This window comes from Streptomyces sp. SDT5-1 (genome assembly GCF_052245995.1).
Classification (GTDB): domain Bacteria; phylum Actinomycetota; class Actinomycetes; order Streptomycetales; family Streptomycetaceae; genus Streptomyces.
Window position 1 is genome coordinate 6,885,433 of the sequence record NZ_CM125963.1, and the last position, 22,082, is coordinate 6,907,514.

Below are 22,082 nucleotides of genomic sequence, written 5' to 3' on the forward strand. Positions count from 1 at the left end.
CCGAGGACGTACATTGCCTTCCATCCCCAAGCAGCTCGCCCGCGGCATGGGCACCTTCGCCAAGGTGTGCAGCTGCAGCCAGCCCACGCGCTGCCAGCACCCGTACTTCATCCGCTACCGCGATGCGGGTGGGAAGCAGCGGGAAGAGACCGGCTTCCGCACACAGGACGCTGCGAAGGAGCGGCTCGTAGAGCTGTACGCCCGCAAAGCCAACACGGCTCCGTCCAAGGCGGAGCTCATCCGCCACTACGGCCAGATGCGGTTCGAGGACTTCGTGGCGGACTACATGGGCCGACAGCGCCGCCTCTCGTACGGCACGGCATACGAATACGAGCACCTCGCGCGAAATCACCTGGCTCCGCAGCTGGGTTCACGCCGTGTGGAGACGTTCAGCCCCATGGTGGTGGAGAACTTCCTGACCACGATGGAACGCCTCGGGACGCCCGACCCCACGCAGTACAAGGTCTGGGTCCTCCTCAAGACGCTCCTGCTCGACGCCCATCGCAAGGGCGCGGTCAACGAACACCCCCTGGAGGGTGTCCACGCGCCGCAGTATGAAGCCGAGCGGGCCGTCGTTCCGACGCGCGACCAGATCGTTGGCATCAAGGCAGCAGCGAACAACGACCGCTACTCGATGTTCGTGGACATGATGGCCGGCTGCGGCTTGCGCAATGGAGAGGCGTTGGCGCTGAATGTGAACAACATCGTGGCTGACGACGTGTACCGCGTCTCGGAGCAGGTCCACTACCGAACGAGGAAGCTGGAGAAGCTGAAGCACAGGAAGCCGGGGGAGTTCCGCGAGGTCCCGCTACCGCGGAGCATCCGGGAAGCGATCGAGCGCTTCGTCGAGAAGCACGGCACCACGCATGACGGATACGTCCTCCAGGGTGCCCGTGCCAAGCACATGAACCACAGCACGATCAACGCCGTCTGGTACCGGAAGCTCCCGAGGAAGGACGTGGACATACCCAACGGCATGACGAACTACGGGTACAGGCACTTCTTCGCGGCGAACTGCCTGGCCCACAACATCCCCATCACGGATGTGGCCGAGTGGATGGGCCACAAGAACATCGACGTCACGTTCCGGATCTACCGGCACCTGATGCCGGCCTCGATCGGACGGGCCGCGAGGCTGTTGGACCGAGGGCTGCACGACCTCGCCGCGTAGAGAGGGCTACCGAAGTGAGAATTGGACCTGGTCTTTACGGGGCGATGCCGCTAGAGCATCGGGTAAGGGGCCAGGTCCGGCTTTCGATCCTGTGGTCTACGAGAGGGCAGGACGTCACTCCAGCCGTTGCTGCGACACCCAAGACTTCACCTCGGACATCTTAAATCGGATCTTTGCGTTGCGACCACGCCCGAACTTGTACCGAGCCAGTCCTGACCTCGGGGCTTCGCGATAGACCCACGTAGCAGACATGTTGAGGTAGTCCGCAGTCTCCTTGACGCTCATGAACTCTGGTTCCACTGCCAGTCACCTCATCTTGTTCCTGCGCCCCGCGTTTGGCGTGCTGGTAGCAAAGATGGGCGTCACACCAGATTTGGTGCTGCTGGTGTCTGGATGCTAGATCGCCTGGTCACTCCTCAGTGGCACGTCCGCAATGGAGAAGCGGGTTCGTGACGCATCACCGGACATGACCGGGCTGGAAGCTGCAGCCAACTATGCGTTGGCCAGTGGACACGCGAGACGTCGCAGGTGAGCGGTGGACAGCTTGCGGACCTCCGCCAGTTGGACTGGGCTCACTGGCCACCCATCAGCCCGACTTGTTTCGGTCTGCACAGATACGTGCTGCCCTACCGCCGGTGTCAACCGGCAAGGAGCCGGCGGGACCGTTGCGGAGTGATTGGTGTGGTTTAGGGGACGCCGAGGCGCCGACGGGTCCATCTACTGGAACGGCGAGATCGCGCTCCGAGGCAGAGGCTTGCATGTTGGGCAACTGCAGGTATGGAGCCGGTCGTCGGTGCTGAATCTGTGGAAACGGGCGCTTCGACGCACCTTGCGCGCGCCGTCACTCCGTATCTATTGCGGTATGCGATCGACCTGGCAAATATTTACGTCTTCTAGAAAACTAAAGACGGCGGGTTGCGTAGCGTATGACGGCTGATTCACGCTCTTGCGCAGCGTGGGGCAGCGAGAGGTCCTCTGGGGCGCCGGTCCCTGATGTCTCATCTCTGGCCCCGGAGTTCACCATGCGTGTCAGTGAGACGAGGAGTCTCGATGTTGCGGTCGCGGAGTAAGTGGCGCAGGGCGGTGGCCTGTGCCGCAGTCAGTGTCGTATGGACAGTCTCGGCCTGCAGGGCCGCTGTTGATCAGGAGGGGGCGCAGGGCTCCACCAAGATCACCGGCCCGCGGAGCGGCGGCACGCTCGTGGCCGCGCAGACCGGGGACCCGGACCCGGGGTCGTTCCTCAAGACCGCCATGGGGAACATGATCACCGAACAGTCGGTCCTGGAGACGCTGACGGCCATCGACGAGAAGTCCGGCCGGCCCGAGCCGGTCCTGGCCAAGTCGTGGAAGCTGGCCTCCGACGGCAAGAGCATGGACCTCACCCTGCGCGACGGTGTGAAGTTCCACAGTGGTGCCGGATTCGATGCCGACGACGTCATCTTCACCATCAAGAAGGTCCAGGACCCGGCGACCGGCGCGGCCAACCAGTCGATCGCCGCGGACATCACCCGCATGAAGGCCGTTGGTGACGACGGGCTGCGGCTGACGTTCGCGAAGGCTCTGCCGAACATCTTCGACCTCTTCGAGACGATGCCGATCCTGAACCCGGCGAAGTACTCCCAGTACGCGGCGGGCAAGGTCGTCGACGGAACGGGCCCCTTCGAATGGAAGTCGTGGACTCCCGGCGCGAAGGTCGCCCTCTCCAAGTTCCCGGGCTACCGGGATGCGGACAAGATCCACCTCGACAGGATCGAGATCAACATCATCTCCGATCCGACCGCGATGATCTCGGCTCTCAGGAGCGGCCGGATCCAGTACGGCACCGGCGTCGGGGCCCTGAACGCCTACTCGCTCAGCGAGCAGCCGGGCTTCCAGCTGATCAGCATGGGCGGCTCGACCATCCCCCTGGCCATCGACGTCACGCAGAAGCCCTTCGACAACAAACTCGTGCGGCAGGCCATGCACTACGCCATCGACAGGCGTCGCATCGTGCGGCAGGTCGAGAGCGACCAGGGCACGGCCGCTTCGCTCCCGTGGCGCGCGGCCACCACCGTCGGCTATGACAAGGCCCAGGGGTCGCACTACGGCTACGACCCCGAGAAGGCAAAACGCCTGCTTGAACGGGCCGGGGTGAACGACGCGTCGTTCGACATGGTCACCCTCAACACCCCTGAGCCGACAGGGATCTTCCAGATCCTGCGGAACAACCTCGCGGCCGTCGGACTGCATGCCAAGGCAGTTCCGCTGTCGGCCGCCGAGTACGACTCCCGCCTGGCGGCCGGAAACACGGGTGCACCGGTCACGCTGATGACGGCCAGCAGCGGGCTCTCACCCGCCACCGCCGTGGTCAGCCGTCCGGAACTGCTCGCGTCCAAGAACCCCCAGCACTTCAGTTCGCCGAAGTACACCAGGCTCGTCGACGACCTCGCGAGTGCCACCGGCGAGGCCGCGCAGACCAAGGCGCTGCACGCCTACAACGCGTACTTCCTCGATCAGGCCTTCGCGGTGCCGCTGCTCGTACGGCCGACGCTGTCGGTCGCCACCCGAGCCGTGCACGGGATCACCGGTACCCAGATGGGCTTCGTCGACCTCAACCACGTCTGGCTCAGCCAGTAGTCGAAGGCGGGACAGTTCTCCATGATGCGTTACCTAGTGGGCAGATTGCCCTCTCTTGTGCTGGTTCTCTTCGCGAGCTCCATCGTCGCCTTCGCGTTGCCCCGGATGGCTCCCGGTGATGTGGCGGCCTCGCTCGCGGGCACGGACGCGACCCAGCCGCAGATCGACGCGATCCGCGACCAGTTGGGCCTGAACGACGCGTTGACCACGCAGTACTGGCACTGGATATCCGGTCTCCTGCATGGCGACCTGGGCGAGTCCTACCTCTGGCACCGCAGTGTCGCCAGCCTGATCGGGGACCGCCTTGCGAGCACCGTCGAGCTCGCCCTCGTCGGCCTCGTCATGGTCGTCCTGATCGGGTTGACCCTGGGGATCGTCGGCGGTTCGCCGCGCGGGCGGTGGGCCCGCGCGGTCCTCGACATGACCAGCAGCCTGTTCGTCGCCATCCCCTCCTTCCTCTTCGCCCTGGCCCTGATCCTCACCTTCGGGATCTTCCAGCGCTGGCTCCCTGTGAGCGGTGAGGTCAGCCTCTTCCAGGACCCGTGGATCGGCCTCCAGTACCTGGTTCTCCCGGCCTTCGCGCTCGCGCTGGCCCCGGGTGCCGTGGTCGGCCGAATGCTGCAGACCGAGATGCTGAAGATGCGGGGCGAGGACTTCGTCGACCTCGCGCTGTCCAAAGGCGTAGTGCCTCGCAGGATCACCAGGCGACATGTACTGCGCAACAGCCTCGGCAGCGCGGTGGTCGGTGTCGGGCTCCAGGCCGGGAATCTTCTCGCCGGCGCGGTGGTCATCGAGGCGGTGTTCGGCCGCAACGGGCTGGGGCGACTGGCGGTTTCGAGCGTGGAGACCCGCGACTTCACGGTGCTCCAGGTGATCATCCTGGGTGTCGTCGTGATCGCGGTGCTCTGCCAGATCATCACCGAGATCATCCTCGCGGCCATCGACCCGCGCGTCAGACTGGGAGCATCCGCATGACGGCCACAGCAGCAGAGGGCGCGAGCCCCGGCGCCGCCGCCCGGCGACGTATCAACCCCACCGTCGCACGCTACTTGTCGGCCTTCCGCACGCCGAAGGGCGGCGTCGGGGCGGGCATCCTCCTCGTGCTGATCCTCGCGGCGCTGCTGGCGCCGGTGCTCTTCCCGGGTGGCTACGACCAGCAGAGCAGCCGCGCACTGGTCGGCCCGTCGGCGCAACACATCTTCGGACTCGACGAGTTCGGCCGGGACATCTTCGTGCGCAGCGTCTACGGACTGCGGATCGACCTCACTCTGATCCTGACGGCGGTGCCGGTGAGCGCGGCGCTGGGCACGTTGCTCGGGCTCACCGGTGTCTTCTCCGAACGTCTCGGCGCAGGTGTGCAGCGGGTGCTCGACGTGATCATCGGCTTCCCGGGGCTCGTCCTCGGTGTGTGCTTGGTCGCGATCCTCGGCCCCGGCTGGTTCGCACTCTTCCTCACCATCTTCATCAGCGGGCTGCCCTCGGCCGGCCGCTATGCCCGCAGCGCCTGGCTGGGCCAGCAAGGGCGTGAGTACGTGCTGGCCGCGAAGGTGCTCGGGGTGACCCGGCGGCAACTGCTCACCCGCCATGTGCTGCCGAACGCGATGGACGCCTGCGTGGTCAACGCCGCGGTGTGGATGGTGGTCGGCGTCTACATCGAGGCGGGCCTTTCCATCGTCGGCCTGGGTATCCAGCCACCAACTCCTTCCCTCGGCGTCCTGCTCAACAACAGCCTGCGGTTCATGACCTTGTCGCCGACCTACGCGATCGGCCCCGCGCTGCTGCTGGTGCTGCTGGCCGTGGCGTTCAGTCTGCTCTCCGATGCGTTCAACGAGGCGGTGAATCGGCGATGACATCGACGATTTCGACAGAGGAAACCCCGGACATGGGACCTGCGGCCGGTAAGCCACTGCTGCGGGTCGAAGGGCTGCGGACGGAGTTCCGGCTCAAGAGCGGATCCGTGACGGCGGTCAACGACGTCAGCTTCGACGTCCACCCCGGCCAAGTCCTCGGCATCGTCGGCGAGTCGGGGTCCGGCAAGTCCGTCACCGCACGCTCGATCATGCGGATGCTCCGCGCTCCGGGCGAAGTGGTCGACGGAGCGGTGACCTACGGCGACCGCGACCTCCTGGCCCTGCCCGAACGGGAGATGCGCGGCTGGCGGGGCCGCAAGGTGGCCATGGTCTTCCAGGACCCGCAGGCCGCGCTGAACCCGACCATGCGCGTCGGGGACCAGATCGTCGAGGCGATGACCGCGCACGGCAAGGACCGCAAGCAAGCACGTGCGCGTGCGCGGGAGTTGCTGGAGGCCGTGGGTATCCCCGACGTCGACGCGAAGATCGACGACTACCCGCATCAGTTCTCCGGAGGCATGCGCCAGCGCGTGGTCATCGCAATCGCCCTGGCCAATGACCCCGCACTGCTCATCGCGGACGAGCCGACGACCGCGCTCGACGTGACGATCCAGGCCCAGATCCTGGGTTTGCTCGACCGGCTGCGCAAGGAACTCGGCATCGCCGTCGCGATCATCACCCACGACATGGGTGTCGTCGCGGAACTGTGCGACGACGTTGTGGTGATGTACGCGGGCCGCACCGTGGAGAAGGGCAGCGTCGAGGAGGTGTTCCGCCGACCACGGCACCCCTACACGGCGGCGCTGCTGGAGGCGATGCCGCGGATCGACGACGAGCGGGACGGCCGCCCCCTGCCGGCGATCCCCGGTTCCCCGCCGGACCCGGCCGCGCTGCCCGCCGGCTGCGCGTTCGCCTCCCGGTGCCAGTTTGCCGAGGACCGCTGCCACGCCGAGCAGCCGCTCCTCACCGACGCCGGCGGCGCCCGGCACGAGGCGGCGTGTTTCGTGGCCGCGCGCGGCGAGGAGGTGGCGCCGCCGCGCGGGTCCGGGCCGGCCGTGACACCTCGCGCGAAGAGCGGGACGGACGGTACGCCGGGGGCGGCCCTGCTGGAGGTTCGTGACCTGCGGGTCGACGTGGGCTCGCGGCGCCGCGGTCTGTTCGGCCGGGAACCGGCGGTCTACGCGGTCGACTCGGTGAGCCTGGCCGTGCGGGCGGGCGAGACCCTCGGGCTCGTGGGGGAGAGCGGATGCGGGAAGTCGACGCTCTCGCGCAGCATCGTCGGGATCAACCGGATCGCCGGTGGTTCCGTGCACGTGGACGGCGAGGACGTCAGCGCGATGGACGAGACGGCGCTAGGGACGGTGCGGTCCTCGGTGCAGTACCTCTTCCAGGACCCCTACGCCTCGCTCAACCCCCGGCGCACGATCCGCCAGTCATTGGGGGAGGCGCTGACACTGCGGGGCATCGGCGGCAGGGAACAGGAGCAGCACGCACGCTCCCTGATGGAGCAAGTGGGCCTGCGCGACGACCATTTGGACCGCTATCCGCACGCGTTCTCCGGTGGGCAGCGGCAACGCATCGGTATCGCCCGCGCGTTGGCCCGGCAGCCACGGGCGCTCGTCCTCGACGAGCCCGTCTCCGCCCTGGATGTGTCGGTCCAGGCGCAGATCATCAACCTGCTGGAGTCGCTCCAGGCCGACCTCGGTCTCGGCTATCTCTTCATCGCCCACGACCTCTCCGTCGTGAAGCACCTGAGCGACACCGTGGCCGTCATGTATCTGGGCCGGATCGTCGAGTACGGACCGGCGGAACTCATCTACCGAAGGCCGCAGCACCCCTACACGGCCGCGCTGTTGTCCTCCTCCCCGGTGCCGACGCCGGGCGTCGGTACGCGGGAGCGGATCGTCCTGCGGGGTGAACTGCCGAGCCCGGCCGCCCCACCGTCGGGATGCCGGTTCCGCACCCGCTGCCCGATCGGCCCACTCGTCGACCCCAGCCGGACGCTGTGTCTGGAGAGCGATCCGGGGCTGACGATCACGCAGAGCGGCCAGCAGGCGGCCTGTCACTTCCCCGGGGAACTGGCGGACGCCCACTCGTAGATCCACGGCGCACTACCCAGTGGTGACAAGCAGAAACAAGTAGGAACAAGGAGTACGTTGCATGCCGAAGGCCATGAAGCTCGCGCTCAACCCCATCCAGTGGATGGCCACCGACGACGGCTGGCTCGACCCGGCGCTCGCCCCTGAGCCGGGCGAACTGCTCGCGATGGTGAAGCGGGCCGGGTTCGACTCGGTGATGGCCGCGGTGCCGGCCGGACTGGACGAGACGCGGTATGCCGCGCTGGTCGAGGATGCCGGACTCGGCCTGGCGCCCGGATACTTCGTCTGCCGCACCGACGGCAGCCCGGAACACACCCCGGAGATCCTGGAGCGTGCCGCCGCGGTGGCCGAGGAACACGCCCGCCTCGGGCTGACCGAGATCGGGCTCGGCCTCGCCATGACGAAGGGAAGCGCGCGCCTCCTGCGGCCGGCCCGTGGCACCGACGCGGACGCCGACCGGCTGTCCGCCCTGACCGACCTGATCCGACAGGTCGGCGAGGCGATGCGGCCCCACGGCGTACGCCCCAACCTGCACCCGCACGTCGGCACCTGGATCGAGACGGAGGCGGAGACCCGGTTCGTGCTGGACGCGCTTCCGGCGCACGTCGTCGGGTTCTTGCCGGACACCGGTCACTTGGCGTGGGCCGGAGCGGATGTCGCCGGCCTGGTCGCCGACTACGCCGATCGGATCGCGTTCGTGCATGTCAAGGACTGTCGTCCCGAGACGGCGGAGCGGGGACGGCAGAACGGTTGGGGCTACCAGGAGACGGTGGTCAACGGGCTGTGGACGGAGCCGGGGCGCGGCGGGCTCGGACTGACCGAAGTGATCGGCCGACTGCCCGAGGACTTCGACGGATGGCTGATGGTGGAGGTCGACCGCCCCGACATCGCCGACCCCTACGAGAGCGCCGTGGCCTCTGCGACATGGATGCGGGGCGCCTTCCCGCTGGCCGCCTGACAGGCGGTCACTCGCCGGACGCCGCGAGCATCCGCGCCACGCCCTCGGCGCTGAAGACCTCTCGGGTGGCGAGCGCGACGCCGCCCGAGATGCCCGCGTCAGTGCCGAGCTGGCTTGTCGTGATGGTCAGCTTCCTCGTCGCGAGCGGCAGCGCCCGCTCGTACACGGCCGCTCGCACCCCCGAGAGGACCTCGTCATGGAACTCGCTCAGCGGACCGCCCAGTACCAGCGTGCGCGGGTTGAGGGTATGAATGAGTATCGCGATGACCTCGCCGATGTCGCCCGCCGCCTGCCGGACACGGAACAACGCCTGGGCGTCGCTGTGCGAGACCATCCGGGCCAGCTCGCGGGAGGCCTGCGACGGATCGTCGGGCGACGACTCGTCGATGCCGAGGTCGGCGAGGACCGCGCGGTAACTGGCGACGGCCTCCAGGCAGTCCAGCTTGCCGCACCGGCACACGACGCCGCGCCGCGTCGAGGTCTGGACGTGTCCGATGTCGCCTGCCGCGCCGTCCGCGCCGCGGTGCACCGCCCCGTCGGCGGTCACGATCCCCGCCCCGATACCGGCGGCGACCTTCACGAACAGCAGCGGCGCGTCCGCCTCTTCCCGCGCGACGACGCCCAACGCCATCAGGTTCACGTCGTTGTCGACCGTCACGGGACAGCCGAAGGCAGACTGCAGATGGTCGCACACGGCGTAGCCGTCCCAGCCCGGCATGAGGGGCGGACGGACGACGCAGCCGTGCTGGAAGTCGACCGGGGCCGGCAGGCCCGCGACGACGTGGCGAACCAGCGAGGCGCTGCGTTCATGGTCGGCCAGCATGGCACGCACGCACTCGATCACGGCTTCGAGGAGCTCCTCGGGGCCGTGGTCCACCGGGATCCTGATGACGTCGCGCGCGATGACCTCGCCGCTCAGGTCGGCTATCGCCACCTGGGTCGCCGAGACGTCCACATCCGCAATCACGATCGAACCGGCACCCGGACTGATCGAGAGGCGGCGCGGCGGACGCCCGCGGACGGATGTGCTGATCTCCGTCTCGGCCACGATGCCCCGCTCGATCAGGGCGTCCACCTGCTGACTGACCGTCGACCTGGCCAGGCCGGTGAGCCGGGCGATTGCGGCGCGGTTCGAGGCCTCGCCGCTGCCGATCATCGCCAGAACCGTGCGCAGTGCCGCGGGCACCGGAGGCCGGTCGAGGTCTTGGATGCGCCCTGCCGCGTATTTCTGCATCCAGAAAAACTAAAGACGGCGTCTTGTGTATGTCAATGCCTTGAATGAAGCTCAATTTCGGCACTGGTCGTGCGAGTTGGAGGTCAGAAAGTGAAGTATCCGCGTACCAATGCGGCGATTGTCGGTGTCGGAATGATCGGTGCCATCCACGCACGAGCGATCCGCGCCGCAGGGGGCACCGTTCGCGGCGTGCTGGCATCCAGCCCCGAACGCTCGGCGCGGATCGCGGACGAATGGGACGTGCCGGTCGCCTACCCGGACCTCGACAGCGCCCTCGCCGACGACACCGTGGACGTCGTCCACGTCTGCACCCCCAACGCCCTGCACGCGCACCAGGCCGCGGCGGCGCTCCGGGCGGGCAAGCACGTGATCTGCGAGAAGCCGATGGCAACGACGGTCGCCGACGCACGGGAGCTCGAGGCCACCGCCGCCGCGGCCGACCGCGTGCTCGCGGTCCCCTTCGTCTACCGTTACCACCCGCTCGTACGGGAGATCCGAGCACGCGCCGAGCGCGGGGAGTTCGGCGCCTGGCAGCTGGTCCACGGCAGCTACCTGCAGGACTGGATGCTCGGCGAGGAAACCACCAACTGGCGTGTCGACGCCGCCCTCGGAGGTCCCTCGAGGGCCTTCGCCGACATCGGCTCCCACTGGTGCGACCTGGTCGAATGGGTCGCGGGCATCCGGTTCTCCGAAGTCACCGCGCGTCTCGCGATCACCAGGCCCGAGCGTCCCGCCGTCGGGTCCACCACCGCCGGTACCACGACGGTCGGCACCGAGGACGCGGCGGCGGTGCTGCTGCGGACAGACGAGGACGTCCTGGCCAGCCTCACGGTCTCCCAGGTCTCGGCGGGGCGGAAGAACCGGCTCTGGTTCGAACTCGACGGCGCCGACGGCAGCGCCGTCTTCGACCAGGAGCAGCCCGAGTCCGTCTGGCTCGGCGGCCCGGAGACCTCCCAGGTCGTGGTCCGCGACCCGCAGCTCGGCTCCAAGGAGCAGCGGCGGCTGTCCGTCCTGCCCGCCGGACACCCGCAGGGCTACGCCGACTGCTTCCGGGCCTTCGTCGCCGACGCATACGCATCGATGGCAGGCGAGCCGGTCGACGGCCTGCCCACCGCCGCCGACGGTGTGCGGTCGGCCCACCTCGTCGAGGCCGTTGTGCGCGCCGGCGACACGCTCACCTGGACGGCCGTCGCCCCCGAACTCCGAGAGGAAATCGCCGCATGAAGCTCGGAATGCTGACCGCCTGCCTGCCCGGACTGTCATTGGACAGGATCGCCCCGTGGGCGAAGGAGACCGGGTACGAAGCACTGGAAGTCGCTTGCTGGCCGACCATCGGAGGCCGCGACTTCGAGGCCTCCCACCTGCCCGTCGCCACGTTCGACAAGGAGGACGCGGAGCGCACCCGCAGGCTGTTCGCCGAGAACGGCCTCCACCTCTCCGCACTCGCGTACTACGAGAACCATCTCCACCCCGACCCGAACCGGCGCCAGGAGATCCATGACCACCTCCTGAAGGTCATCGATACCGCGTCCCTGCTCGGCGTGGAGCACGTGGGCACCTTCATCGGCCGGGACTGGACGCGCGGCGTCGCCGAGAATCTGCGCACGGCGGAGCCTGTCTTCCGTGAACTCGTCGAATACGCCGGTGAACGCGACGTACGTCTGATCATCGAGAACTGCGTCATGGAGGGCTGGCACCCCGACGGTTACCCGGGCAACCTCGCCTACTCGCCCGAACTCTGGGAGTGGATGTTCGACCTCGGGCTCTACCTCAACTGGGACCCCTCCCACCTGACATGGATCGGGATCGACCCGGTGCCGACCATCGCGCCGTACGCCGACCGGATCGTGCACGCCCAGGCGAAGGACATTCAGATCACCCCCGGCGCGATCAACCGTTATGGGTTCTTTGGCAAGGCCATCGGCCGGACCGACCCCTGGGACACCGGCTGGTGGCGCTACCGCGTCCCGGGCCGCGGACAGGTCGACTGGTCCGCCGTCGTCGATGCCCTCTACGAGCACGGCTTCACCGGCACCCTCTCCGTCGAGCACGAGGACCCTGTCTGGGGCGGCGACGAACAACGGGTCAAGCAGGGTCTCACCATCGCGCACCGCACCCTGCGGCCCCTGGTCATCGCCTGAAGCCACGCACTGCCCCGCACGCCACTTGCGACCGCCACGCGACCGCACGATTCAGAGGAGAACTTCCTTGCCGGCCGATACGAACCACTACGACCTGTTGATCGTCGGCAGCGGGATCATGGGTGCCTGCGCAGCCCGGCTCGTGCGCGACGCACGCCCCACGGCGCGCATCCTGATGCTCGACTCAGGGCCCGTGCTCGGACCCGTCGCGGGTCGCCACCTGCACGACATGCCCGACGGGGCGCTCCGGCTGCGCTACAACGAGCGGGTCTCGTCGGGCATTCAGGGGCTCTACGCAGGTGCCGCGGACGTCGCCGACGACCTGGGTGCCGGCCAGGTCGCGGACCTCGAGCCGGGTATGTACCGGCTGTCCACCTTCGGGCAGGAGGCGTCGGCGATGCCTTCTGCCGCGCTCGCCTGGAACACGGGCGGCATGGGCGTCCACTGGACGGCGGCCACGCCCGCGGCGTGGGGCAGCGAGATCCCCGACTTCATCGACGCGGACGAGTGGGAGCGGGACATGGCCACTGCCTCCGACCTGCTGCATGTCCACCCGGACCCGGTGGGTGACTCCCCGCTGCGCAGCGCGCTGATGGCGGCGCTCAACGAGGTCTTCGGCTCGCAGTCGGCGCCCGGACGCGAGGTCCGCCCGCTGCCGATGGCGGTCAACCCCGACGGGGCGGGAGGCCTGATCCGCTCAGGGCCCGACCGGATCTTCCCTCCGATCGCCACCGGCGACGACCCCCGCTTCGAACTGCGTACCGGGACGCAGGCCGTGCGCTTGCTCCACCAGGGGGAGACAGTGCGCGGTGCGGCGGTCCGCGACGTCGCGACGAGCAGCGAGTACGAGGTCACCGCGGCGGCGACCATTGTGTGCGCCGATGTCTTCCGCACACCTCAACTGCTGTTCGCCTCAGGGATCCGGCCGACCGCGCTGGGACGCCACCTCAACGAACATGTCTTCCAGACCGGCCGCGTGCGCGTCGACCCCGCTGCGATCGGCCTGGACGGGACGGCGTCACAAGACGGTGCGGATGAGCGGCACCACACCTCGTACTGGCTGCCGCACAGCGGCAAACTGCAGCCGTTCAACGGCCAGTTCACCGGAAGGGTGCAGTTCGGGGCGGACGGCAGCGTCAGCGACTGCTCGGCCGGGATCGCCCTGTACGTGCCGACCGAGATCCAGGCCTCCAACAGAGTCGAGTTCTCCGAGACCGAACTCGATGCCTCGGGCATGCCCAAGATGAGCATCGCCTTCGACTACACCGACGAGGACCGTCGTCTGATCGAGGAAGCCCAGCAGGAGCAGGAGCGCGCCGGCCGGCGCCTCGGCCACTTCGATCCGGACGCCGACAGCGCGACCCTGCCGCCGGGCACCTCGCTGCACATGACAGGGACCGTCCGCATGGGCGCCGCCGACGACGGCACCAGCGTCTGCGACCCGGACGCCCGAGTCTGGAACTTCACCAACCTCTACCTAGCGGGCTGCGGCGTCGTCCCGACCGCACTCGTCTGCAACTCCACTCTCACGGGCGTCGTCACGGCCGTACGAGCGGCTCGCGCCGCTGTCGAAGAACTGCCCGTGGAAGAGCACTAATTCCCCCGTCCACGAAGGAGACACCATGACGGCGAACGACATCTCACCTGCGCGACAGGACCTCACGGCCGACCAGGAACTGCTGACGCGGCGCCGCGACGAACTGCGGGCGACTCTGCTGGAGACGAGTCACGCGATCCATGCCGACCCGGAGACTCGTTTCGAGGAGTTCCGTGCCAGCGCCCTGCTGTGCGAGCGGCTTCAGGAGCACGGATTCGAGGTGCGGCGGCCTGTTGCCGGCCTGGAGACGGCGTTCCTGGGTGTTCACGACACGGGCCGGCCGGGACCCACGGTGGCTGTCTTCTGCGAGTACGACGCGCTGCCGGAGATCGGACACGGCTGTGGCCACAACATCATCGCCGCGGCGGGCCTGGGCGCCGCTCTCACTGTCAAGTCCCTTCTCGACCATGACGACGCCCTGGGCGGTCGGCTCCTGGTGGTCGGCAGTCCGGGCGAGGAGGGCGGCGGCGGGAAGGTTCCCATCATCGACAGCGGCGAGCTGGAGGGGGTCGACGCGGCCATCATGCTGCATCCGGCGGGGGAGAACCTCGCGGCGATGCGTACGCTGAGCCGGTCGAGCATGCAGGTGACCTTCACGGGCCGCGCGGCGCATGCGGCGGTGAGTCCGCACACCGGCATCAATGCCCTGGACGCCGCCGTGCTCACCCTGAACGCCATTGGTCTGCTGCGCCAGCAGGTCACCCCCGACACCCGCATCCACGCGATCGTCGTGGACGGCGGCCAGGCCAACAACATCATTCCCGAACGCGCGGTACTTGAGATCTCGGTGCGCTCCGAGGCCCCCCGCACGCTCCTGGAGGACCTGCGCCCGCGCGTGGAGAACTGCGCCCGCGGGGCGGCGCTGGCCACCGGCGCCGACATCGAGATCCGGCACAACGACCCCGCATATCTGTCGATCCAGCCGAACCCGGTGCTCGAACGCCTCGTGGACGATGCGTACCGGTCGATCGGCCGCAAGACGGAGCCGCACCGCGAAGAGGTCTTCCCCGGCTCAACCGACATGGGCAACGTGAGTCAGGTCGTGCCCTCGATCCACCCGAACATCGAGATCGTGCCGGGCCTGACGATGCACAGCCGCCGTGCGACGGAGATCGTCGGCGGCGAGGACGGCGACCGCGCGGTCCTCGACGGCGCCCTCATGCTCGGCATGACCGCCGCGGCCCTGTTCCGCACCCCCGAACTCGTCGACGAGGTGAAGGCGGCCTTCACCGAGGGCGTACGGGTCTGAGCCAGGCGCGGGGTGTCGCTGACCGTCAGGGCTCCTCGTGGACTACGGACTGACCGACCAGGCCATCGAAATGGCGGGGGAGCGCGGCACGTTCGTGGCGCCCGCCCTCTCCACGGTCCCGGAACCCCAGGGCAGTGGCTACGTCGTCGCCTCGGAAACCCACCCCGTCGCCGCCCTGGTCCGGCTGCGCGGCGAAGGCCTCGGCCTGAGTCGCGACGGCGCCTGGGCCGAGCACGCGTTCGTTCCGGGCGCCGCGGTCGAGGTCATGCCCCGAGGGCACCGACCCGGCCCTGGCCTGCATCTACTTCTCCCCGGTCGGCACCGCCTGGGCGACCATCCACGACATCGCTCAAGTGAAGCGGAAGGAAGCGGGCCCTGGTCACCGGTGCGTCCGGCTCGGTCGGCCGTTCCACCAAGCTGGAGCACGTCCCCGACGCTGCCAAGGCGCTGCTCGCAAGGACCTCTCCGAAGCGGCCATCGACGGCAAGGTCGACGTCCTCATCGACATTGTCGGCGGCCAGATTCTGCGCGACGCCCTCACCCTGGTCTGCCCGCGCGGCCGCACCGCCCTCCTCGGCCACACCGATGGCCGCGAACTCACGCTCGACCTTGCCGACTTCTCCTCGCCGACGTCACCCTCCTGCCGGTCAATATGATCTCCCGTAGTCAGGAAGTCACCCCCGAGGTGCTGCGACTGCTCCCGGACCTCTCCTCGGGCGCGCTGACGGCGCCGTACGAGAGCTACCGGATGGACGAGCTCGGCACGGCGGTGGAGCGGCTGCGCACCGGCGCGGCGGTCGGCAAAATCGTGCTGAACCTGGACGGTGCGGCGTAGAGCCCGTACCTCGGGCTCGGGTGGCGGTGGCCTGGTCGCGGGGCCGCAGCAGCTTCGAAGAATCATCGTGTCCTCCTCTTCTCTTTTGAGTTCGTGGTCGGCCCAGGAACGTACCCCTGTTGTCTTGAACTGCAGTTTGGCGTTGCGACCGCCACCGAATTTGTCGGGGACGAGGCCGAGCTTCGCCGCATCGCGATACCCCCAGGTGATCGACTGTTCAGGTACTCGGCGGTCTGTTTGGCGGTCATGAACTGAGGCATCTGTTTCCTCAGTGCCCCTCCGGTTGATGCGGTCGTAGTGTCAGGGGATCGAGAGGCTTGGCGTGGCTGCGATGGCCACGCGTCACGAGGGTTCGGGTTCCTTGGTGGCCGTCGGGGTGGGAGAGTCATGCCGCTGGCGGGTTTCCGGTAGGGAGAGTGCGACCAGCAAGCCGAGCGCACCGAACGCGACGGCGTACCCTGCTGGCGCCATCGAGCCGACGGCAGAGACGAGGGTCGTCCCCACCAGCGGCGCTGTCCCGCCGAAGATCGCGTAGCCGAGGTTGTAGGCCACGCCGCCGGATGTATACCGGGTCTCCACGTGGAAGAGCTCCGTCAAGGTCAGGTATGCCGCGACGTTGAACGCGGCGTTCGCCAGGCCGAGGAGCAGTAGGCCGCCGATGGCCAGGGAGAACACTCCAGAGGCGGCAAGCATGATGGTGGGGAAGGCGAAGACGCCGAGCAGGAGACAGGCTGTCGCCCGCAATGTCTTACGCCCCGCGCGGTCGGCCAGATAGCCGAAGGCAGGTGCGACCGCACCCATGAGGGCGAAAGCGAAGAGGTTGGCGAGGAGCGACTGTTCGGTCTTCAGCGCTCCATTGGTGACCATGAAGGTCGGGTAGAACGCCGAGAGGTAGTAGTTCGCGACCGCGTTCGCTCCGAAGAACGGGATGAGAACCGCGATACGCCTTCCTTGTGAGCGCAGGGCATTCACGATGGGCACGCGTACGGTGCGATTGGCGGCCTTCGCGGCGTTGAACGCGGGTGTGTCCTCGATCCGAAGGCGGATGTACAGACCGACCAGGCCTATGGGCGCAGCTGCCCAGAACGGGACCCGCCAGCCCCAGCTGTTGAATGCTTCGGGTGACAAGAGCGTCGACATCAGGGCGATGAACCCCGACGCGAGGACGGCTGCGATCGCGAGCCCCACCGAGAGGAATCCCAGGAGGAACCCCCGGCGGTTGACTGGCGCGTATTCGACGATCAGCGACGTGCCACCGGTGAGCTCTCCACCGGCCGAGATGCCTTGGAGTATGCGGGCGACGACCAAGAGGGCGGGAGCCCAGAACCCGATGGTTTCGTGACTCGGAATCAGACCGATCCCGACGGTGGATACGGTGATCAGCGTTACGGTCGCACTGAGTGTCTTGGTGCGACCTATTCGGTCTCCGAAGTGGCCGAAGATGATGGCACCCACAGGTCGAGCGACGAAGGACAGGGCGAAGGTCGCGAACGTTGCCAACAGCCCTGCAGAGGAGTTCCCGGATGGGAAGAATTGTGCCGCGATAGTGGTAGCCACGTAGCCGTACAGCAGGTAGTCGTACCACTCGGCCACATGGCCCGCCACGCCGGCGGCCACAACCCGTTTGAGGCTCGATCGGGGACGTTCGGCTGCAGAGGTGGTTGCGTTCATGTCCATGGCCTCCATTCGTGGAGCGATGCCTCGAGTCAGGTGAGGAATGTGTCCCGCACGGCACTCATGAACTTCTGCGGCTGCTCGAGCGCGACGCTGTGGGCGCAGTTCCCGAAGATGCGTACTTCGCTGTTGTGGATCTTCTTCGCCAGGGGGAGGGAAGTCTCGTCGGGAGTGAAGGAACGGTCGTCGGCGCCGTGCAGCAGGACCACTGGGCAGCGGATGTTTCTCAGCTCTTCAGTAGTGAGGACTGCTGCGTCGATGTGGTGCTGTTGGCCTTGGGAGTACATCTCTTCGAAGTACTCCTGGTAGCCGGGGGCCGAGAGCACCCGTTCACGAACGTCCAGTTCCTGGTCGTCTATCAGCTCGGGCCGGGCGACCGTGCGCTCGATCTGCTTGCGCAGCCGGTCTCGGCTCTTCGGATACGTCCAGACGGGGCCTCCGGAGAGCGAGTTGACCTGTTCGCCCATCGTTCCGGTCGTGACAACTCCGCACACCTGGGCGGCATTTCGAGCACTGGCACGCAGGACCAATGCGCCGGACAGTGAGTGGCCGATCAGCCCGATGCGATCGGAGGCACACCACTGCATCAGGAGTTCGACCTGCCTGGTCCACATGTCGACATCGAAGTATGGCTTCGTAGTGTGTCGACCGGACTGTCCGTATCCCACGAGATCCGCAGCTACGACGCGGAAGTCGTCCGTGAGCGGATGGATGACCCGCTTGAAGTTCGACATGGTCGCCGCGCCCGCGCCCGACCCGTGCAGGAGCACCAGCGGCATGCCCGTGCCGCCTTCCCAACAGTGGATGCTCGTGCCCTCGAAGTCGAGGTCGAACTCTCGGAGCGTTGACATCAGGGCCCTCTCTCGATTCAGCGAAGACAGCGCGAACGGGGGTGGTGCCGGCGTGCAGGTAGTGCCGGAGCATGGCACTGGAATAGCCGTGCACGCCGACCTGGACGGCGGTGCGGGGCAGAGTGGCCAGCCAGGCGGTGACCAGGCCCGGGGCTTGCTGAGCCCGTACCCGACGGGGCACAGATGGCGACCAGCTCGGGAACGCAGACATTCATCGTCGGGAACGTGACAGCGCAGAACAGGAGGACGTAGGTGGGGGACGCCGCGACCACTTTGAACACGATGGGGTCGACACCAAGGCCACCGGACGGACGTCGCTTGTGCGGCTCGACGCCTGGAGTGTCCACGTTGGCCTTGATGGCGGGGGAGCTACTGTCTCGGGTGATGCCTCATAGAAGGTCCTGCGCTTCGGCCATTGCGCTGCTTCGTCGTTGGTCTCGTTCGGTGGAGCCGCCGACTTCCGCGTTCGGTCTCAACGCGCTCGGTTCACCGGGCCCGCCCGGGCTCCGTCTCCAGGTCCCTGAATCCGAGAGGCCCCGTCCTGTCCACCTCCACGCCGTCCTTGATGACCGCGCTGAGCCGGGCAGGGTCCTTGAGTACGCCGATGTCCGTGAGCGGGTTGTCGTCGTAGATCACCAGGTCCGCGAGCTTGCCGGGCTCGATCGTTCCGAGCTCGCCCTCAAGACCGACCACCTGGGCGTTGAGCCGGGTGCTGGACTCGATGGCCTCCATCGGCGTGAACCCCAGCTCCTTGACGAGGATCTCCGGCTCGTGCCCGTGCCATTTGCCGTGACCGAACGCCGCGGCGTTGCCCGTATCGGTGCCGACCAGGATCGGGATGCCCTTGTCGCGAGCGTTGCTAATGGCGGTGAGATTGATGTCCAGTTGGCGCTTCATGCGGTCGTGGGTAGCGTCGTCCATGCCGAGCCAGTCCGGGTTCTGAACCGCTAGGAAGGCGGCGGTGAAAGCGGGCATGATCGGGATCCCTGCCTCCGCCACCTCGTCGAGGTCCTTGTCGGTGGCGAAGTCGGCGTGGAAGATCCAGTCGACTCCGGCACGGGCCGCGGCGGACGTGGAGCCGGAACCGCGGGAGTGGATGGCGACGCGGACGTTGCGACGGTGGGCCTCGTCGACGACTGCGCGGACCTCTTCCTCGGAGATCGCCTGGACATCGCCCCAGTAGGAGTCCGCGACCTTGATGAGGTCGACACCGTGCTTGGACTGTCGACGCACTTCAGTCACGTAGTCGTTGACCGTGTTGCACAGGACGCCGGAGATGTCGTCGAGGTCCCCGCGCCAGGATGCCTCGCTGTCGAAGATCCCTCCGTAGGGGGTCAGTGCCCGCCCGCCGGCGAAGACACGTGGCCCTTCGATGAGCCCGCCGTTGATGCTGTCGCGGACCGTGACATCCACGAACCACTTGCCTCCAGGGACTGAGATGCTCGTGACGCCTGCGCGCAACGCGAGTGTGGCGCCGCGCGCGGCCCACATGGTGCAGAACTCCGCGCTCGCCGGGAAGCGCACGCCCTTTACCGCGCCCTGGTGCAGTGAGAGGTGGCAGTGTCCGTCGATCAGGCCGGGCATGACGAACTTGCCTGCCGCGTCGATGACTTGAACGCCGTGCTCGTCCTGCGGGCAGGCTGCTGGCGGCCCTGCCGTGACGCTCGATATCCGGTTCCCGGAGATCCTCACCACCGCGTTCGTGACCGCCTCACGTCCGGTGCCGTCGATGAGGGTTCCGTTCTTGACGATGAGCGTGTCCGCTGACATTTAGCGACTCTCCTTCTGGGTCGAAGTGGTCAGGCTCTGGGAGTTCGCCGTGATCTTCTCGATCAAGGTCTCCACTGCTTCCTGGACGGCGTCGAAGTCGCTGGTCTTCTTGAACGTCTTGACGTCCATGAACAGGCGCTTGTTGACCTCGATCATGACGCTGTTGATGTGCATGTTCGGGTTGGCGTGACGCGTCGTGAGTTCCCCGCCGGGGTAGGGGAAGTTGACGGATACCGAGAAGCCCAGGTCAGTGAGTGTCTCTTCGACGAACTTGGTGAAGTCCGGGGATGACGTGGTGCCGTCCATGTCGCCGAGGCAGAAGTCGGCACGTTGCTGTCCTGGATCGGCGTGTGTCGGAGCGCCGACGGCCGACATGCAGTGGCAGGTGAGCTGCCACACGGCGCCGAAACGCCGATGCAGGCTGTCGATGATTCGGCCGAGCTCCTGGTGGTACGGGCGGTGGTAGTGCTCGATGCGGTGCTGGACGTCGACCACGGGCAGCTTGCCCTCGTGGAAGTCCTCGCCGTAGCGGGACAGTCGCTTCAACAGACCCAGGCCGCGCTCGGTCCAGCCGCTCTGAGCGATGGGACCCGGCCACGTTCCGTCGATGAGCGCGGGGTCGATGTCCTGCTCGCTGCGGTTGGTGTCGATGTAGGTGTTGGGAAACGAGGCATGGAGCAGAGTGGCTCCATAGCTCGGCGCCGCAGCGAACAGCTCGTCCACGTACATCGAAGCGTTGTCGTGCACGGTGGTGAACGGCAGGGGCGACCGGAAGTCGCAGGGGTACTCGCGTCCGCTCCTGGAGACGTCGAATACGACGGGGGCCACCGCGGTTACGGGGTCATGGCGCCTGAAGACGCCTGGCTCGCATGTGATCACTTGCGTCGTCTCCTCCTCGTTGCCGACGACGACCGGGCGGCCGCCTCGTGACGTCAGGAATGCGTGCCTCATTGCTTGCGCGTTGCAGGCCGCGGCACCGGAGTGCCAGTTGGAGTCGTTACGCAGTACGGCGGTTCAGTACGACTGGAGTCAGGAGTATCCGGCTCATCAAGTCGAACCAATAACGAACCAATGAACCAATTCCGTACTGAGATGGACGGTACACGGCCTTGGAGTACGCGTCACTACCCTTGGCGAATCTTCCCTGCGCGCTATATTGGTGCGAATTGGTTTGGGAGGTTCAATGTCCAGTTCCGTTGAGGCGGCCCTGCGCGACCTCGTAGAGGAAGGCATACGCAACGGTGAGCTGCGTCCTGGCGCGAAGCTGCCGACCGAGCGAGAGCTGGTCGCTCTCCTAGGCGCACCCCGTTACGCGATCAGAAGTGGCCTCGCCAGTCTTGAGCGGGAGGGCGTCCTGGCCCGCCAGGTCGGTCGTGGAACCTTTCTCACGGACCAGCGTGCCGAGGGGGTCGTCGCTGCGCCGGCCGACACGAGCCCTATGGAGATCATGCAGACCCGGCTTGCACTCGAACCACAGATCGCTCCCTTGGCTGCTCGGTCGGCAACCCGCTCGGACCTGGATCACGTCGTTCACTGTCTGCGGAGGGCGGAGGCTGCCTCGTCGACCTTTGCGGAGTTCGAGTCCTGGGACGCCCAACTGCATCGGGCCATCACGCTCGCGGCCCACAACGGGCTGCTGCTTCGACTGTTCGACACCATGAACGCCGCCCGTAGCCTCGCCGTGTGGGGGGACCTCAAAAGCCGCACGTCCACTCCCGAACGGCGGCAGCTCTATCAGGCCGACCATCACGCGATCGTGGACGCGCTCCTCAAGCGGGATCAGGAGGCGGCCAGAACTCGCATGTGTGAACACATCATTCGAGTCTCGGATCATCTCTTCGGCCACCACTGAGCGACGAACGCGCTGGTGGTGGCCCACCCCTGCTGGCCGGCCGCTGTGACGGTGGGCCCCTCGGCAAGCCTGATCGCGGCACGGAAGGCGCGGACCATCGTTCGCCACCGTGGGTGGAGCATGCCGATCTCGGTGGGGAACAGACGCGTGAGGGTGCGTCAGTTGCTACGCCGTCGGGGAGTAGG

19 protein-coding genes are annotated in these 22,082 nt (G+C 67.3%); 13 read left to right on the forward strand and 6 right to left on the reverse strand.

The annotated features are described in order from the left end of the window. The first annotated feature begins 46 nt into the window (after window positions 1-46). Window positions 47-1,171: a tyrosine-type recombinase/integrase gene (locus ACTWJ8_RS31475; RefSeq protein ID WP_443260959.1), complete on the forward strand. Its 1,125-nt coding sequence runs from the start codon at window positions 47-49 to the stop codon at window positions 1,169-1,171. A 114-nt stretch (window positions 1,172-1,285) separates the two neighbouring features. On the opposite strand, the gene ACTWJ8_RS31480 is transcribed toward ACTWJ8_RS31475, so the two are convergent. Then, complete coding sequence (locus ACTWJ8_RS31480) at window positions 1,286-1,456, reverse strand: helix-turn-helix domain-containing protein (RefSeq protein WP_443260960.1); 171 nt, start codon at window positions 1,454-1,456, stop codon at window positions 1,286-1,288. Between the two features lie 915 nt (window positions 1,457-2,371). On the opposite strand from ACTWJ8_RS31480, the gene ACTWJ8_RS31485 reads away from it, so the two are divergent. From ACTWJ8_RS31485 to ACTWJ8_RS31505, 5 genes are all read left to right on the forward strand, one after another. Further along, entirely contained in the window at window positions 2,372-3,787 is a 1,416-nt protein-coding gene (locus ACTWJ8_RS31485) for an ABC transporter substrate-binding protein (protein WP_443260961.1), read from the forward strand. A gap of 24 nt (window positions 3,788-3,811) precedes the next feature. Then, window positions 3,812-4,762 (forward strand): ABC transporter permease, encoded by a 951-nt coding sequence (locus tag ACTWJ8_RS31490; RefSeq protein ID WP_443260962.1) that lies wholly within the window; start codon window positions 3,812-3,814, stop codon window positions 4,760-4,762. Then, a complete protein-coding gene (locus ACTWJ8_RS31495) occupies window positions 4,759-5,637 on the forward strand; it encodes an ABC transporter permease (protein WP_443260963.1) in 879 nt (292 codons plus the stop codon). The genes ACTWJ8_RS31490 and ACTWJ8_RS31495 overlap by 4 nt, the downstream gene beginning before the upstream one ends. Before the next feature lie 32 nt (window positions 5,638-5,669). Further along, window positions 5,670-7,736 carry an ABC transporter ATP-binding protein gene (locus ACTWJ8_RS31500; RefSeq protein ID WP_443260964.1) on the forward strand — a complete coding sequence of 689 codons (2,067 nt, stop codon included), beginning with the start codon at window positions 5,670-5,672 and terminating at the stop codon, window positions 7,734-7,736. Between the two features lie 61 nt (window positions 7,737-7,797). Next, window positions 7,798-8,694 carry a sugar phosphate isomerase/epimerase family protein gene (locus ACTWJ8_RS31505; RefSeq protein ID WP_443260965.1) on the forward strand — a complete coding sequence of 299 codons (897 nt, stop codon included), beginning with the start codon at window positions 7,798-7,800 and terminating at the stop codon, window positions 8,692-8,694. Between the two features lie 7 nt (window positions 8,695-8,701). Here ACTWJ8_RS31505 and ACTWJ8_RS31510 read toward each other — a convergent pair whose 3' ends face one another. Then, window positions 8,702-9,928 (reverse strand): ROK family protein, encoded by a 1,227-nt coding sequence (locus ACTWJ8_RS31510; protein WP_443260966.1) that lies wholly within the window; start codon window positions 9,926-9,928, stop codon window positions 8,702-8,704. A gap of 90 nt (window positions 9,929-10,018) precedes the next feature. Here ACTWJ8_RS31510 and ACTWJ8_RS31515 point away from each other — a divergent pair, with 90 nt between their 5' ends. The 6 genes from ACTWJ8_RS31515 to ACTWJ8_RS31540 all read left to right on the forward strand — a co-directional run bounded on the left by ACTWJ8_RS31515 (window position 10,019) and on the right by ACTWJ8_RS31540 (window position 15,750). Then, window positions 10,019-11,152 carry a Gfo/Idh/MocA family protein gene (locus tag ACTWJ8_RS31515; RefSeq protein ID WP_443260967.1) on the forward strand — a complete coding sequence of 378 codons (1,134 nt, stop codon included), beginning with the start codon at window positions 10,019-10,021 and terminating at the stop codon, window positions 11,150-11,152. Beyond that, window positions 11,149-12,069, forward strand: coding sequence for a sugar phosphate isomerase/epimerase family protein (locus ACTWJ8_RS31520; protein WP_443260968.1), 921 nt, complete (start codon window positions 11,149-11,151; stop codon window positions 12,067-12,069). The genes ACTWJ8_RS31515 and ACTWJ8_RS31520 overlap by 4 nt, the downstream gene beginning before the upstream one ends. A gap of 67 nt (window positions 12,070-12,136) precedes the next feature. Then, complete coding sequence (locus ACTWJ8_RS31525) at window positions 12,137-13,666, forward strand: GMC oxidoreductase (protein ID WP_443260969.1); 1,530 nt, start codon at window positions 12,137-12,139, stop codon at window positions 13,664-13,666. A gap of 25 nt (window positions 13,667-13,691) precedes the next feature. Continuing rightward, window positions 13,692-14,915 carry an amidohydrolase gene (locus tag ACTWJ8_RS31530; protein ID WP_443260971.1) on the forward strand — a complete coding sequence of 408 codons (1,224 nt, stop codon included), beginning with the start codon at window positions 13,692-13,694 and terminating at the stop codon, window positions 14,913-14,915. Between the two features lie 353 nt (window positions 14,916-15,268). Then, the gene (locus tag ACTWJ8_RS31535; protein WP_443260972.1) at window positions 15,269-15,571 is read left to right on the forward strand and encodes a hypothetical protein; all 303 of its coding nucleotides are present in this window, start codon (window positions 15,269-15,271) and stop codon (window positions 15,569-15,571) included. Beyond that, window positions 15,568-15,750: a hypothetical protein gene (locus tag ACTWJ8_RS31540; RefSeq protein WP_443260973.1), complete on the forward strand. Its 183-nt coding sequence runs from the start codon at window positions 15,568-15,570 to the stop codon at window positions 15,748-15,750. Before ACTWJ8_RS31535 ends, ACTWJ8_RS31540 begins: the two co-directional genes overlap by 4 nt. Window positions 15,751-16,092: 342 nt before the next feature. On the opposite strand, the gene ACTWJ8_RS31545 is transcribed toward ACTWJ8_RS31540, so the two are convergent. From ACTWJ8_RS31545 to ACTWJ8_RS31560, 4 genes are all read right to left on the reverse strand, one after another. Continuing rightward, on the reverse strand, window positions 16,093-17,421 hold the full coding sequence (locus ACTWJ8_RS31545) for an MFS transporter (RefSeq protein ID WP_443260974.1): 1,329 nt from the start codon (window positions 17,419-17,421) through the stop codon (window positions 16,093-16,095). Window positions 17,422-17,456: 35 nt separating this feature from the next. After that, window positions 17,457-18,275: an alpha/beta fold hydrolase gene (locus ACTWJ8_RS31550; RefSeq protein WP_443260975.1), complete on the reverse strand. Its 819-nt coding sequence runs from the start codon at window positions 18,273-18,275 to the stop codon at window positions 17,457-17,459. Between the two features lie 486 nt (window positions 18,276-18,761). Next, window positions 18,762-20,045: an amidohydrolase family protein gene (locus tag ACTWJ8_RS31555; RefSeq protein ID WP_443260976.1), complete on the reverse strand. Its 1,284-nt coding sequence runs from the start codon at window positions 20,043-20,045 to the stop codon at window positions 18,762-18,764. Continuing rightward, the gene (locus ACTWJ8_RS31560; RefSeq protein ID WP_443260977.1) at window positions 20,046-20,873 is read right to left on the reverse strand and encodes an N-formylglutamate amidohydrolase; all 828 of its coding nucleotides are present in this window, start codon (window positions 20,871-20,873) and stop codon (window positions 20,046-20,048) included. It lies immediately after the preceding gene. Between the two features lie 355 nt (window positions 20,874-21,228). Between ACTWJ8_RS31560 and ACTWJ8_RS31565 the strand changes: the two genes are divergently transcribed. Continuing rightward, on the forward strand, window positions 21,229-21,897 hold the full coding sequence (locus ACTWJ8_RS31565) for a FadR/GntR family transcriptional regulator (RefSeq protein WP_443260978.1): 669 nt from the start codon (window positions 21,229-21,231) through the stop codon (window positions 21,895-21,897). Window positions 21,898-22,082: the final 185 nt, after the last annotated feature.

Bases quoted from the DNA above. Each gene is read 5' to 3' on its own strand.
- ACTWJ8_RS31505 (WP_443260965.1), top strand. From the start codon at position 7,798: ATGCCGAAGGCCATGAAGCTCGCGCTCAACCCCATCCAGTGGATGGCC.
- ACTWJ8_RS31520 (WP_443260968.1), top strand. From the start codon at position 11,149: ATGAAGCTCGGAATGCTGACCGCCTGCCTGCCCGGACTGTCATTGGAC.
- ACTWJ8_RS31550 (WP_443260975.1), bottom strand. From the start codon at position 18,275: ATGTCAACGCTCCGAGAGTTCGACCTCGACTTCGAGGGCACGAGCATC.
- ACTWJ8_RS31495 (WP_443260963.1), top strand. From the start codon at position 4,759: ATGACGGCCACAGCAGCAGAGGGCGCGAGCCCCGGCGCCGCCGCCCGG.
- ACTWJ8_RS31480 (WP_443260960.1), bottom strand. From the start codon at position 1,456: ATGAGCGTCAAGGAGACTGCGGACTACCTCAACATGTCTGCTACGTGG.
- ACTWJ8_RS31565 (WP_443260978.1), top strand. From the start codon at position 21,229: ATGTCCAGTTCCGTTGAGGCGGCCCTGCGCGACCTCGTAGAGGAAGGC.
- ACTWJ8_RS31555 (WP_443260976.1), bottom strand. From the start codon at position 20,045: ATGTCAGCGGACACGCTCATCGTCAAGAACGGAACCCTCATCGACGGC.
- ACTWJ8_RS31530 (WP_443260971.1), top strand. From the start codon at position 13,692: ATGACGGCGAACGACATCTCACCTGCGCGACAGGACCTCACGGCCGAC.
- ACTWJ8_RS31490 (WP_443260962.1), top strand. From the start codon at position 3,812: ATGCGTTACCTAGTGGGCAGATTGCCCTCTCTTGTGCTGGTTCTCTTC.
- ACTWJ8_RS31545 (WP_443260974.1), bottom strand. From the start codon at position 17,421: ATGAACGCAACCACCTCTGCAGCCGAACGTCCCCGATCGAGCCTCAAA.
- ACTWJ8_RS31475 (WP_443260959.1), top strand. From the start codon at position 47: ATGGGCACCTTCGCCAAGGTGTGCAGCTGCAGCCAGCCCACGCGCTGC.
- ACTWJ8_RS31500 (WP_443260964.1), top strand. From the start codon at position 5,670: ATGGGACCTGCGGCCGGTAAGCCACTGCTGCGGGTCGAAGGGCTGCGG.
- ACTWJ8_RS31510 (WP_443260966.1), bottom strand. From the start codon at position 9,928: ATGCAGAAATACGCGGCAGGGCGCATCCAAGACCTCGACCGGCCTCCG.
- ACTWJ8_RS31540 (WP_443260973.1), top strand. From the start codon at position 15,568: ATGATCTCCCGTAGTCAGGAAGTCACCCCCGAGGTGCTGCGACTGCTC.